General features: G+C 40.4%; 12 protein-coding genes. All 12 read right to left on the bottom strand.

Features of this window, described 5'->3' with window-relative positions:
• Window positions 1–17: 17 nt before the first annotated feature.
• A complete protein-coding gene (gene pepT, locus E4O07_RS01775) occupies window positions 18–1,223 on the bottom strand; it encodes a peptidase T (RefSeq protein WP_253686954.1) in 1,206 nt (401 codons plus the stop codon).
• A gap of 57 nt (window positions 1,224–1,280) precedes the next feature.
• Window positions 1,281–2,888, bottom strand: a complete 1,608-nt coding sequence (locus tag E4O07_RS01770; protein ID WP_253686953.1) for an ATP-binding protein — start codon at window positions 2,886–2,888, stop codon at window positions 1,281–1,283.
• 85 nt (window positions 2,889–2,973) lie between these two features.
• Complete coding sequence (locus E4O07_RS01765) at window positions 2,974–4,962, bottom strand: ATP-dependent helicase (protein WP_253686952.1); 1,989 nt, start codon at window positions 4,960–4,962, stop codon at window positions 2,974–2,976.
• Between the two features lie 108 nt (window positions 4,963–5,070).
• Window positions 5,071–6,633: a hypothetical protein gene (locus E4O07_RS01760; protein ID WP_253686951.1), complete on the bottom strand. Its 1,563-nt coding sequence runs from the start codon at window positions 6,631–6,633 to the stop codon at window positions 5,071–5,073.
• A 133-nt stretch (window positions 6,634–6,766) separates the two neighbouring features.
• On the bottom strand, window positions 6,767–7,711 hold the full coding sequence (locus tag E4O07_RS01755) for a hypothetical protein (RefSeq protein ID WP_253686950.1): 945 nt from the start codon (window positions 7,709–7,711) through the stop codon (window positions 6,767–6,769).
• A gap of 36 nt (window positions 7,712–7,747) precedes the next feature.
• Entirely contained in the window at window positions 7,748–8,107 is a 360-nt protein-coding gene (gene rplS, locus E4O07_RS01750; protein ID WP_253686949.1) for a 50S ribosomal protein L19, read from the bottom strand.
• Window positions 8,100–8,831 (bottom strand): tRNA (guanosine(37)-N1)-methyltransferase TrmD, encoded by a 732-nt coding sequence (gene trmD / locus E4O07_RS01745; protein WP_253686948.1) that lies wholly within the window; start codon window positions 8,829–8,831, stop codon window positions 8,100–8,102. Before trmD ends, rplS begins: the two co-directional genes overlap by 8 nt.
• Window positions 8,828–9,367 (bottom strand): ribosome maturation factor RimM, encoded by a 540-nt coding sequence (gene rimM, locus E4O07_RS01740; RefSeq protein ID WP_253686947.1) that lies wholly within the window; start codon window positions 9,365–9,367, stop codon window positions 8,828–8,830. The genes trmD and rimM overlap by 4 nt, the downstream gene beginning before the upstream one ends.
• A gap of 2 nt (window positions 9,368–9,369) precedes the next feature.
• Window positions 9,370–9,603 (bottom strand): KH domain-containing protein, encoded by a 234-nt coding sequence (locus E4O07_RS01735; protein WP_002670215.1) that lies wholly within the window; start codon window positions 9,601–9,603, stop codon window positions 9,370–9,372.
• Window positions 9,604–9,640: 37 nt separating this feature from the next.
• On the bottom strand, window positions 9,641–9,886 hold the full coding sequence (gene rpsP, locus E4O07_RS01730; protein ID WP_253686946.1) for a 30S ribosomal protein S16: 246 nt from the start codon (window positions 9,884–9,886) through the stop codon (window positions 9,641–9,643).
• 122 nt (window positions 9,887–10,008) lie between these two features.
• Window positions 10,009–11,079: a nicotinate-nucleotide--dimethylbenzimidazole phosphoribosyltransferase gene (gene cobT, locus E4O07_RS01725; RefSeq protein ID WP_253686945.1), complete on the bottom strand. Its 1,071-nt coding sequence runs from the start codon at window positions 11,077–11,079 to the stop codon at window positions 10,009–10,011.
• Window positions 11,080–11,309: 230 nt separating this feature from the next.
• Window positions 11,310–13,142 carry an ABC transporter ATP-binding protein/permease gene (locus E4O07_RS01720; RefSeq protein WP_253686944.1) on the bottom strand — a complete coding sequence of 611 codons (1,833 nt, stop codon included), beginning with the start codon at window positions 13,140–13,142 and terminating at the stop codon, window positions 11,310–11,312.
• Window positions 13,143–13,146: the final 4 nt, after the last annotated feature.

Below are 13,146 nucleotides of genomic sequence, written 5' to 3'. Positions count from 1 at the left end.
CTTTTAAGCTAAAAGAACTACTTGGCGTTGTTCTCTGCAATTTTTACAACAAGCTCAATTCCCTTTTCGATCGATTTTGTCGGGATGAGCTCGAAGCGGCCGTGAAAATTATAGCCGCCTGCAAAAAGGTTAGGACAGGGAAGCCCCATAAAAGAAAGGCGGGCTCCGTCTGTTCCTCCCCTTATCGGAACTATATGGGATTCGATACCTACATCGGCCATCGATTTTTTTGCAAGCTCGATTATTTCCATGTGAGGCTCGATTTTTTCTTTCATGTTGTAATAGGAATCTTTCATCTCCATCTTGATTATGTTGCCGTATTTTTTATTTAAAAAATCGACGGCAGCCTTCATCAGCTCTTTTTTATGAAGGAAGCTTTCCATAAAGTGATCGCGGATAATGTAGGACATCTTTGTAAAATCGACGCTGCCTTCGATAGAGGTTAAATGAATAAAACCCTCATAGCCTTCGGTGTATTCCGGCTTTTGCTCTTCGGGAAGCATGTTCTCCAATTCACGCGCTGCAGAAAGAGAGTTAATCATCGTGTTCTTTGCAGAACCGGGATGCACATTCTTTCCCTGAATCTCAATCTTAACGCTTGCAGCATTAAAGTTTTCGTATTCAAGCTCACCCAAGGGGCCGCCGTCTACAGTGTAAGCAAAGTCCGCTCCGAATTTTTTTACATCAAAGAGGTCGGCTCCTCTTCCTATTTCTTCATCGGGGGTAAAGCCGATTTTTATTTCGCCGTGTTTAATTTCGGGATGAGCCAAAAGATATTCTATAGCCCCCATGATAATCGTGATGCCCGCCTTATCGTCGGCACCCAAGAGGGTTGTTCCATCGGTTGTGATAATCTCCTGTCCTTCAAGCTCTTTTAAGAAGGGAAAATCTTTGACAGTCATTGTGTACTCATCGTTGAGTTTAATATCCCCGCCCTTATATACAAAGACCTTAGGATTGACACATTTTCCGTCCAAGTCGGGAGCCGTATCCATGTGGGCGATAAAGCCGATTGCGGGAACCTTTTTATCGGTGTTTGCAGGGAGGGACGAATAAACATAGCCGTGCTTGTCCTGCTCGGCCTTTAAGCCCATATCGGTCAACTCCTTTACAAGATATTTTCCAAGTTCAAGCTGCCCGGGAGTGCTGGGACAACATTCATTTTCTTCGTTGGACTTGGTGTCCATCGAAATATATTTTTTAAATCTTTCAAGATAGTGCATAGAGCCTCCATAAAAGTGTTAAGTTTTTACGAGAAAGAGCCTAACACTTTTGAGGGCTTATGTAAAGGGGGAGACGGCCCAATCCTTGATAGTTCTCTTTTCTTCATCAAAGCTTGAACCCACGGCTATTATCTTTTTACCGCTTCCTGAATATTTATCGGCATAGCCTTTCTCTTTGATTTGCTGTAGAGCATCTTCAGCTGTTCCGTTTGATGCAAGCTTAAACTCGAAGATATAGACCTTGTCTTTAAATTCAATAACACAGTCGGCTCTGCCTGTTGCACAATGAACTTCAGTTTGCACAAATTGGTTCATAAGAGCGAAGACAAGATAAACAGCCGTTTGATAGTTTTGCTCACGTAGGGCAAGATCTTTTTCCGTTAAGTTATCGTACGGAATACCCGAAATTATTCCCCTCATCTTTTGCATAAAACCTTCTACATCTCCGGCCTCGATTTGTTCATAAAATTCCCAAATAGAAAGCCCGGTTTTATCGGTTCTTATCGGGGTATAGGCAGGCAGTAAATTATCCAAAAATCCGTAGCGCACTTCTTCATTCGGAAAACCTAAACGGTAAAGACGAGAAAAATCATTATAGTCTTTAATCGTAAGATAGCCCGCTTGGAAGAGTATGGGCAAGGGATTGAGAGCTTCTGCCCTATAAGTTTCCAAACCGGCCTCGTTCATTTTTACATTTCCGTCAAGGTCGGGAATATTATAATAGGCCTTTTTTAAATATTCCACCAAAAAAGTAGGAGTTCCCGTTGCAAACCAATAATCCCGCATTTTTCCGTCAGCAAAAACATTTAACAAGCTAAAAGGATTATACATATTTTTTCCGTCTTCAGAAAATTTATAGCCGTCATATCTTTGCTTTAATTTTGTAAGAGTTTCCTCATAGCTCAAGTCATTTTTTTCTGCGAGGGCTTCAATTTCAGGGAGGAAGCCTGCTTCAAGTTCTTCTTGGGAAATGCCACATATAGCAGAATAATCGGACAAGAGGCTTAAATCCCGCAGATTGTTTAAATCGCTGAATATGCTTACCTTACTGAACTTTGTAACTCCCGTTAAAAAGGCAAAGCGGACATATTGATCGGAACTTTTAATAACGCCGTAAAAGCCTTTAAGTATTGTGCGGTAGGTTTCGTTTAGGGTTTCATCCTTCCACATTGTTTGAAGGAGAGGTTTATCGTATTCATCTATGAGAACGGCAACCTGCTTACCTGTTTTTTCATAGGCCCGGCGGATAAGGCCTGCAAAGCGGCTTGAAAAAGCGGTTTCGGACTTTTCTGTTCCATATTCTTTTTCCCATAAAGAAAGGTTTACATTTAAAAGCTCTTCCAAGTCCTCCCTTGTTTCGTATTTTGAAAGATTAAAGTCAAGGTAGAACACTGGATACTTCTGCCATATTTCTCTTTTTTCCTTTTCACCCTCTTCAAGCTTTTCGATAGCCAAGCCCTTAAATAGTTCTTTTTGACCGAGGAAATAGGCCTTTAATGTGGAAAGAAGGAGACTTTTCCCGAAGCGGCGCGGACGGCTTAAAAAATGAACACGGCTTGCATTTATTAATTTCCAAACAAGCTCCGTTTTGTCTATGTAGACAAAATTTTCTTTTCTTATAACTTCAAAACTTTGAACGCCGATAGGCATTTTGCGTGTACTCATAAATACAGTATAACAGAAAAATACAAAGTTGGCAATAAAACTATACTCTCAGAAACTTCCTCACAAGAAAATAAACTAACCTTCCCTACATCGAAAACTTCTTTTTCATTTGGCTGAAAATATCGGCGATGCGTTCTTCTTCGGCTTGGGCATCGGGCTCGTGGTATTCGACGAGGTCGGCAGGAATTTCATCCAAAAAGGGAGAGGGAGCGCATTCGGCGATTCCTCCCTGTTTCCGCCTTTGACGGCAGCTTGTGATAAAAAGTTTTTGCTGAGCGCGGGTAATGGCAACATAGAAAAGGCGGCGCTCCTCTTCGACATCTCCGTCATTTTCTTCAACACTCCGCGCATGGGGAATAAGGCCGTCCTCGGCACCCGCAATAAACACGACCGGAAACTCCAAACCCTTTGAAGAGTGAATGGTCATAATGTTTACCTCACCCTTATCTTCTTCAGTATCGTCGCGGGTTAAAAGGGTAATACGGTTAAGATAATCGTAGAGGCTTCCGTCCCGGTTGTCGGGATTGTTTTCCCAGTCATCCATCGAGCGTAAAAAACTTTCGATATTCATCATTTTAAATTGGGCGGCCTTTTCGCTTTTTTGATATTCGGCGATAAGATACTCGTTATAGGCAATGTCGTCCAAGAGCTTTCTTACCTTTTGAGCAAGGCCCTTTCCCGAAAGAAGATGGGTGCGGTGAGTGCTTATAAGCTCGGCAAATTCCTTTAAGTCCTCGATGCTCTTTCCCCTCATGTCCTCAGGAGGATTTTCAAGGAGGAGGCGGATTGCACTCCGCATCGAGCAGGCGTTTTCGGTTGCAAGGGCCGAAAGGGTTTCGAGAGTTTTTTTGCCTATACCCCGCCTCGGCGTGTTTATAATGCGCAAGAGGTTTACATCATCGTCAGGGTTTGCAACCACACGCAGATAGCTTATAAGGTCTTTTATTTCCTTACGCTGAAAAAAGCTCGTTCCTCCCGACATTCTATACGGAATGTTTACTTCCAAAAAGGATTCTTCCAAGGGGCGGCTCAAACTGTTGGCTCTGATTAAAACTCCGAAGTCGGAATATTTAAAGCCTTCCCTTTGCTTTAAGCTTAAAATCATGTCCGAAATAAAGTCGGCTTCAGCAGCTTCGTTTTCGGGGATAAAAATTTCGATGGGCCGGCCCGAATCTTTTTCCGACCAAAGAGCCTTAACCTTGCGGTTTACGTTATGAGAAATTACCCCGTTTGCGGCGGCCAAGATTGTGCCCGTGGAGCGGTAGTTTTGCTCAAGTTTTATTTCAACCATTTCGGGGAAGTCTTTTTCAAAGGTGCGGATATTTTCAAAGCTCGCCCCCCTCCACGAATAAATAGATTGATCGTCATCTCCTACCACGCAGATATTTTTGTCGGCGATTAGCTTCATAAAATTATATTGTTGTGTACTTGTGTCCTGAAATTCGTCAACCATTATATATTGGTATCTTTCGCGGTATTCCGCCAAGACCTCGGGGTGCTCTTTAAATATTTTTATGGGGAGCATTATAAGGTCGTCAAAGTCTACGGCATTATAAAGTTTAAGTCCTTCTTGATATTCTTTATAAAGAGCCTTGTAAGAATCGTGCTCGTTTGTCCAATCCTTTCTTCCCATTTTGATGTTTGAAAAAAGAATACCGACCTTGTACACATCCAAGGCATCCGCGGAGAATTTAAGTTCTCTTCCGCATTCTTTAATCAGCTGATTGCGGTCGGTTTCGTCATAAATACTGAAGTTGCTCCTCCAGCCTATTTTGTCGATATGGGCACGCAGGACCTTGACTCCAAAGGCGTGAAAGGTGCTCACGCTCAGGTTTTGAAGTTTTTTACCTGTGAGTTCCTTTACCCGATCCGCCATTTCCTTAGCAGCCTTGTTGGTAAAGGTGAGGGCCAAAATCTGAGACTGAGGAATTCCCTTGTCGAGCATGTGGGCAATTCTAAAAGTGATAACGCGTGTTTTCCCCGAACCGGCTCCCGCAATTATAAGCACGGGCCCGTTAATTGTCGTAACGGCTTTAAACTGTTCGGGATTAAGACCTTCAGTAAATTCATTCATAGGAAGGGTGAGTATATCAAAAAAATGGGAAAGTTTCTATAACTTAAAACGGAAAATTATCGGGCATCATTAACTGATTTCCACTCTTTTATAGTTCTTTTTCTTTCGTCAAAACTTAAGCCCTTTAATCCAGTCCTCTATTATCGGTTCCAGAGTCTTTACATCGAAGCCTAATTTTAATACTTGGACCCTCTCATCTGAGATGCCCCAGTTTTGGTAAGGGTTGTCGTAGTTTTCATCAAAGAAATCGTAGATAAAATTCTCGGCATCGTTTTGCTCGTTACCGAACATCGAAATCTTTTGAACAGCGGACCTTTCAAGCACCTTTCGAATTGAAGGTCTTATGCCTTCAAAAAAGAGGCCTTTGTGAATTTGATATTTATCGCCTCTCATAGTCTTAATCATTTCGGATATGGAGCCTGAAGGATTCGTCTCAAGTTTAGGCCTTTCAAAATAAGAGCTCAAAATCGGATCTTCTTTTTTAGCTTCTGTAAGATTTTCTTTTTTGATTTCGGATTTTTTAACTTCCTCTGCTTTTTTATACTGAACTGTTTCTTTGTTTTGTGCAATATTATCTTTTTGCCCGGCAGCTTCCGAATTTTTTGAAACTTTTTTCAGGCTTTTCTTTTCAGCCTTTTTATTGGGAGTCTTTTTTTCTTTTTTCGGTTTTGCCTTCTCTTTTAAAGGAGCTTCCTTATCAGGAGCCGTATCGGAAAGTTCTGCTTCTTTTTTTACAGGTTCTATCGAAAGTTTTACTCTAGCCCACTCTCTTTGAAGATAAAGGTCTCCGCTTATGCTGTAGTAGTAACCGTTTACAAGATTCAATAAAACGGCCTGCAAAATTTCTTCATCCTTCCAGCTTCTAAACCTTCCGATTTTTACGGCTTGAAAAATATTAAAATTATTGGTCTTATATTTTCGGCTGTATAATAGAACGATATTTTCAAAGCCTCCGTCAGCATAAACCGGCCAATACTTTAAGGTGTAGGCAATGACCTGATCTTCAACCCGTTTAATATCGGGAGAAATAATTATCGCATCTATTTGTTCTTTTGTAAAAACAATTTTTGAAAAGTCAAAGGTCTTAGGAGGCTTGTATGCAGCCCGTTCTCTTTTTTGACGTGACAAAATTTCAGCCTGTTCATCACGATAAGCCTTTACCGATGAAAGGGTATCGGTAACATAGAGGCGGATAAGCTCTGCCGATTTTTTCATAGCTGCCTGTTTAAAACCTATGATGTCCGCATATCGCGCATATTTTTCGGTAAACGAAATCGAAGCAAACCTGTCGGAAGAAACGGCCGAAACTATTTTTTCACACTCCTGCACAACATTGTAAACATCATTTGTATCAAGATTGGCCGTTCTTTCGGTAATAAACCCTATTACCTGCTTAATCTGCATGATGGTTTTTTGAGCAAGCTGAATTAAATTTGCAGTCAGCAATTCCTGAAACCTATGCGATCTCTGCCTATATGAAGACATCAGTTCATAGCGCATAGAATCATCGGGGTATTTGCGCTTTAGTTTTCCGTTATATAATAAAAGGGCTTCATTTAAATGCCCTGTCTTTCTAAGTTCAAAATATCTTTCAATATCAAGATCATCCGAAAGACTCACTTGCGGATATTCTTGTTTTAAGACTTGTTTTTCAAGTTCTGTTATTTCCATAAAAAGCCGCCGGTTTTAGGCAAAAATTATACCGTAATAATATAGTAAAAAAGGAAAAAAAACAAGAGCAAAGTCTGATTTTAAGCAGGCAAGAATTGAAGCTTGTACACCGGAGCAATTTCTTATCAAAATATCACACCCTTAAATCTACTGACGGAGGCGGATCGCATTTTGGCGGCTCTCCGTACCGGACAAAAACGGAGGCGGCTTCCGAATCGAAAAAACCTGACTCCTTTAAACAAAAAGTAAAAAGCTTTTCCAAATCCTCTTTTTCTTTTTTAGAAAGCTCAGCATCTTCACGCATAAATGTAAACTCTTTATCATGCAAAGAAAAGATCCAAGACTCATCCGCTCCGGACGGTTCTTTTTTAAAATTGCACCTAAGTACCAGAGACTTAAGTTCTTTTAAGCCTATATCCAGCAAGAGGGCTAAGGAGCCTGCTGCCTTGGAAGAATCGAATTCTCTTTCAAAGGGAAGGATAATCCAATGGAGCCCCTCGCCTTTTAAATGGTTTATCATCTCCAAGACCTCATCGTCATTTTTATCTCTGCCGCCGCCGAAAATAGCTGCATAGATTTGCGAAAAAAGCTCATCGGAAAGTTCAAGTCCCTTGCTTTCGATGAGGGAGGCGGCAAAGGCTCCTCTTTCTTTTTCTTTTAAAGCTGCTTTAGCTGCTTTTTTTTGCAAAAAGTTAAAAATACGGTTTATCGATTTTTCGTCGAGACGAGTTTCAGTTGCGGTAAAAAAGGCGATAATATTTGAGATTAATTCGTTTTGAGGGAGGCCCAGTTTAGAAAAGATGTCCTTTGAAGAAGAGGTCTCGCTTCCTTTTTCGGGGAGGAGGAAAACTCTGTCAGAGTCAATGATGACCCGCATTTTAAGGCTGTCGCCTTCTTTGAGAGCACCTGAAACATTCCCCTCAAAAATATGGCCGTTAAAAAAAATACGGGCTGCTCCATCCGTCTTTAAGCTTAAAATTTTGGCATTTACAATGTCGCCGTTTTTTAAGCTCATCGAAGCTGAGTCAGCCCGTCTTGAAGCGGTAAAAAAAAGTTTTGTACCGTCCGTATAAATCACGAAGTCTTTCGCCGATTTAAAATTTTAAACTCAAAACTATGAGTTCTTTTTGGTGATAAGGGTTTTAATCTTAGCGGCCTTACCTACCTTCTCTCTGATATAGTAAAGCTTGGCTCGGCGTACCTTTCCGGGGCGTACCACTTCAACCTTGGCAATTCGAGGTGAATGAAGGGGGAAAACGCGCTCAACGCCTACACCATAAGAATTTTTTCGTACAGTGAATGTTCTTCCGATTCCGGAATTTTTAAAACAGATTACCAAGCCTTCATAAACCTGAATTCGCTCGGTCTTTCCTTCAACGATTTTAAAGTGAACTTTAACCGTATCTCCTACGCGGAAAACGGGAGGGTTTTCAGCCTTTTGCTGAGCTTCAATTTTCATAATAAGATCACTCATTTTCAAACTCCTTAAATATTTTTTCTGCTTCCTTTGTCCACGTTCCGCAATTTCTTGCTTTTTCGATAAGTTCCGGCCGGTTTTTAAGCGTCTTTTCGATACGCTTTTTCAGCCTCCACTTATGGATGTTTAGGTGGTGTCCTGAAAGGAGCACTTCGGGAACCTCTCTTCCCTTAAAATTTCTTGGTCTTGTATATTGCGGATACTCAAGCAAAAATCCCGAAAAACTTTCCTCTTCAAGCGACTCACCGGAGATAACTCCGTCTATCAGGCGGTAAACCGCATCGATTATCACCAGGGCAGCAAGCTCGCCTGAGGACATAACGTAGTCGCCGACCGAGATTTCATCATCGACATATTCGTCGATAATTCTCTGATCGATGCCTTCGTATCTTCCGCAGACAAAGACGAGCTCTTCTTCTAAAGAAAGCTCTTTTGCAAGCTCTTGGTTAAAGGGCTTCCCGGAAGGAGTAACATAGATTACTCTTTTAGAAGAAGCATTAACCGAATCCAATGCGAGGCTTAAGGGTTCCGGTAAGAGCAACATTCCGGCTCCCCCGCCGTAAACGATATCATCGCATGAGCGGTGCTTGTCAAAGGCAAAGTCTCTGATGTTCACCAAGTTGCAGCTAATAATTCCCTTTTCTACAGCCTTAGCCATAATCGAAGTTTTAAAAAAAGCTTCGGGTATTTCGGGGAATAAGGTCAGCACATCGAATCTCATTCAAGAATCCAGCGGTGCATGAGCTCCACGGTTTTAGCCTTTAAATCGATTTTTCCGATAAATTCCTTGTTAAAGGGAACATAAAAGCTCGATTCCGCAGCAGCCTCGGAGGTTTTGCCGGCTATTTCTAAGAGGTAACCGCCTCCGCCTTCTGCTACACTTGTTATTTTTCCAACAAGAGTTCCTTCGCATACAAGATCACAATTACAAAGATCATGGACATAAACTTCACCCTCCTCAAGGGGGGCGGCCTTGTCCCTAGGAATAAACAATTCCGAACCCGTCAAGCTCTTGGCGGCTTCGGGGCTGTCTATCCCCTTAAATTTTATGAGAGCATCGGCCTTTCTCAAATTAACTTCTTCAATTTCAAACCAGCCATCTTTATACTTTTGCTCTCTTAATTTTTCCTGCGGGATACTTAAAAAAACTCTGTCAAATCCTAAAAAATGCTCATATTCCCCGGAAAAACTTTCAACTTTTACAAATCCTTCGACCCCGAAGGTGCCACGGATTCGTCCTGTTGCCAGCAAATCCATTATTAGTCTACAATTTCAAGCGAATAACGCTTTCCCGACTTTCCTGCACTTGCGCTCAGCAAGGTTCTGATCGACTTTGCGATTCTTCCCTGCTTTCCGATTACCTTGCCGATGTCGCCGGAGGCTACTTTAAGCTCGATGACAGTGCCCTTTTCGTTTTCGCTTTCCGATACCGTTACGGCGGAAGGATCGTCAACAAGGGATTTGGCAATGTATTCTATTAAATCTTTTTGCATTTTGTTTTCCTTTTCACTTCTTCAAGTGATTTTACACTTATAGAGTGAATTCTTTTTTGTTAAGTAAGCGTCTAACTGTGTCGGTTGGCTGTGCGCCTTTTCCCAACCAGTTTTTAACCTTATCGGCATCAAAAGAAATCTGCTTTTCTGCCGTTTCGATCGGATGATAAATGCCGACTTCATCGATGGTTTTGCCGTTTCGGGGCTCTCTGGCATCCTGAACAACAATTCGATAATAAGGGCGTTTTTTAGTTCCGAGTCTTTTAAGTCTGATCTTTACCACGTAAACCTCCCGGGATTAACCCAAAATTTCAATATAAACCCCGTACTTTAATGAAAACAGGGGTAAGAACGCATAATACTATAAAGAAAAGAATTAGTCAATAGGGAATTCCGCGGATTATGCTACTTCCTGATATCCACCAAATCGGCTCCATCTATCATGGTTTCGGTAAATTTTCCCATATTTTGCATTGTGAAAATAGCCCCTTCAAGCATCTTAAATAGAAGGGGACAGCCGCTTCCCTCGCCCAGCCTCATTTTCATACCGAGAACGGGCTCAAGACCAAGTTCCGCTGTGCATATTTTAGCCCCCTTTTCTTCCGACTTATGAGAAGCAAAAAGGTAATCTCTTACAAGAGGATTTAAGCTTATGGCGCAGAGGGCTGCAAGGCCGGAAATATAGCCGTCGATTACGGCAGGAAGTCCGCGGGCAGCAAGGCCTATGTAGCAGCCGCACATTGCAGCGATATCAAAGCCTCCGACCTTAGAAATACAGTCTACTGCATCCCCTTTTTTGGGAGCATTTATTTCGATTGCCTTTTTTACTGTCTTAATCTTAAGCTCATACATAGCCTGTGTTGTAGAAGCACCGCGCCCTACAGTCAGCTCAGGATCTGCCCCGCAAAGACCTGCAAGAACTGCGGCCGTTGTGGCGGTATTGCAAATTCCGAGTTCTCCTATTCCGGCAATATCGAAGCCCTCATCTGCTATTTTAAAGGCCGCCTCTATTCCGGTTTCAATCATGCGGATGCAGTCTTCGCGGCTCATCGCAGGGCCTTGAGCTATATTTGCGGTACCGCATTTTATCTTTTTGTTGATGACATCTTTCCGTTCACTCGTTTTTATCATCCCGACATCGTAAACCCTGATGCTGCTTCCTGCCCATTTAGAAATTGCTCCTAAGCCCGTCTTTCCGGTGTGCATAATCTCGGCAAGCAAGAAGGTGGTAATCTGGGGCTGGGAGGTAATTTTCTCCGCATAGACTCCGTTATCGGCACAAAAAACAGCCGTTATTTTTTTATCGATTTTTAGGTTGTCAAGCCCCTTGATTTTCGCAAGCCTGACCGTCATCTCTTCAAGCTCTCCCAAAGAGCCCGGCGGATGAGCAAGGCTGTCCCAAAAAAGCTTAGCCTTCTTCCCCTCTTCTTCCGAAACGGGTTTAATCGAATTCAGCGTATTTTCCAAAATATTCATAAAAGTACCTCTAAATAAGTTTTTAAGCCGATTTAATTTTTATTGACAAAAATGAGTAATTATACAACTCTACTTATAAAAGAATCTTAAACCGATTTTGCATAAGAATACATTCTTATCGTTTCAAATTCCTTAAAATGTTTATTTTCTTCTTATAGGTACATATACTAACGCAAAACGGAAGTATTTGTCAATATTTTATATAAACAATAATTTTCAAAAACACAGTCTTACCCCAGCCTATAATAAACAACTGTCAAAATTATTACGGCAAAGATTGCAGAAACCAAGCTTGTATAAAATATTTCTAAAGAGAAGATTTTTACGATTTCTTTTTTGGTGTAGGCCAAAGAGCGGTAAATCCGGATTTCGTTTTTTCTTTCTAAGACAGTAGTGTAAAAAATAGAAATTAAGGACAAGATTGAAACTGAGCATATCAGTATAAGTAAAATTCTTGAGAAGTCAAAAAAAGAAGCTATCTTGTTATAAGCTATACTTACTCGTTTTTGATGTACTTCGTTCACTCTTATTTTTTTATTTTCTTTAAAGGCATTTAAAAGTTCAGTATGCTTTTCTGCGCTTAGATCTGTTTTATATAGCTTAAGGCCGTGTTTGTACAAGCCGCCTTTTTTTATTTCAAAAAGATTTGTAAAGCCATCTATAAAATAAACCGTGTGAGTTTTTTCGCTTACTTTTGTACTGTCGATAAGACCGGTTATTTTAATCTTAGGCAAACGGTATTCTGCAACAAAGAAAAAAGCATTTTCAACCAGACTAAAAACATACTTATCATCAAGCTTGCCTGTATTAAATTGATCTTCCAATCTTTCCCCGCCGATTTTAAGCTCTTTAAGCAAGGCTATTGCACCCGATGAACTCATAAGAACTTCGTCAGCTTTTTTGGGGAAACGTCCGACGGTTATTATTTTCTTAAAATAATTGTTAGAGCTTATATCTTCCAGATTTGTATATGAAAGAACAGGCTTTCCTGCTTGAAGGCCTTCAATATAATTTGAACCTGCAATTTTTATTCTTGTATTATATGTATAGGAACAATGTTCAATATTAGGAAGCTCTTTGTATTGCATATTTAATTCTTCGACAAGAGTTTCATCACTTAGCTTTTCTTTTGCAACATCCAAAACACTTGTTTTGATACCTTCTTGAAGATAGATATCATGCATATAGTTCTTAAAATAATCCGATTCCATAAAAATTGAAAACAATATAGAAAGAAAAATAAGGCCTATGATTATTATATTCCTGATACTAGCCTTCGCCCGCCCTTTTAAATTTTTCAAAGGTAAGTATCGTGTATTTTTCTTATACGAGTTATTTTTTTTCGGCACACTCAATTTGCTTTTAATTGAATTTCCTGATTCTGCGTTTATATCCTTAGTTATATTTTCATCCTTGAGAATTTGTCCGTCTATTAAACTTATAATTCTGTCGCTGTACTCATAAGCGAGTTCTTTATCATGGGTTACAAAGATTACGAGTTTTTCTTTTGAGATATCTTTTAGAATATCCATTATATGGTGTGCATTTTTTTTATCCAAACTTGAAGTCGCTTCATCGGCCAAAATAATATCAACCTCTTTTGCAAGCATTCGGGCAATTGCAAGTCTTTGTCTTTGTCCGCCCGATAATTGTGTAGGTTTCTTTTTTGTAAACTCTCCTATGTTTAAACTTTTTAATATAGAAACGGAATGTTCTTTCCGTTTTTTTATACCGCCGGTAATACTATCAGTCATACCTGCAATAATATTATCTTCACTTGATAAATGGTTTATTAAATTAAAGTCTTGGAAGACAAAGGCAATTTTACTTTTTCTGAATTCGTTATAGTCTTCAACTTTTTTATTATTATAAAAAATCTCTCCGGAATCAAAACTACATAAACCGCCGATTATATTTAAAATTGTAGACTTTCCGCCTCCGCTTCTGCCTAAGATACTTACCAAGCCCTTATCGCCGAAAACAATGTTTAAATCTTTAAGAACCCTTTGCTCCAAACCGGCTCTAATCTTATATGACTTATTTATATTTTTTAATTCAAGCATAGTT

Origin of the sequence: Treponema sp. OMZ 798 (assembly GCF_024181385.1) — a bacterium.
Taxonomy (GTDB): domain Bacteria; phylum Spirochaetota; class Spirochaetia; order Treponematales; family Treponemataceae; genus Treponema_B.
This window is presented reverse-complemented; position numbering and strand designations above follow the sequence as displayed.

Bases quoted from the DNA above. Each gene is read 5' to 3' on its own strand.
- cobT (WP_253686945.1), bottom strand. From the start codon at position 11,079: ATGAATATTTTGGAAAATACGCTGAATTCGATTAAACCCGTTTCGGAA.
- rimM (WP_253686947.1), bottom strand. From the start codon at position 9,367: ATGGATTTGCTGGCAACAGGACGAATCCGTGGCACCTTCGGGGTCGAA.
- E4O07_RS01770 (WP_253686953.1), bottom strand. From the start codon at position 2,888: ATGAGTACACGCAAAATGCCTATCGGCGTTCAAAGTTTTGAAGTTATA.
- E4O07_RS01760 (WP_253686951.1), bottom strand. From the start codon at position 6,633: ATGGAAATAACAGAACTTGAAAAACAAGTCTTAAAACAAGAATATCCG.
- pepT (WP_253686954.1), bottom strand. From the start codon at position 1,223: ATGCACTATCTTGAAAGATTTAAAAAATATATTTCGATGGACACCAAG.
- trmD (WP_253686948.1), bottom strand. From the start codon at position 8,831: ATGAGATTCGATGTGCTGACCTTATTCCCCGAAATACCCGAAGCTTTT.
- rplS (WP_253686949.1), bottom strand. From the start codon at position 8,107: ATGAGTGATCTTATTATGAAAATTGAAGCTCAGCAAAAGGCTGAAAAC.
- E4O07_RS01720 (WP_253686944.1), bottom strand. From the start codon at position 13,142: ATGCTTGAATTAAAAAATATAAATAAGTCATATAAGATTAGAGCCGGT.
- E4O07_RS01765 (WP_253686952.1), bottom strand. From the start codon at position 4,962: ATGAATGAATTTACTGAAGGTCTTAATCCCGAACAGTTTAAAGCCGTT.
- E4O07_RS01735 (WP_002670215.1), bottom strand. From the start codon at position 9,603: ATGCAAAAAGATTTAATAGAATACATTGCCAAATCCCTTGTTGACGAT.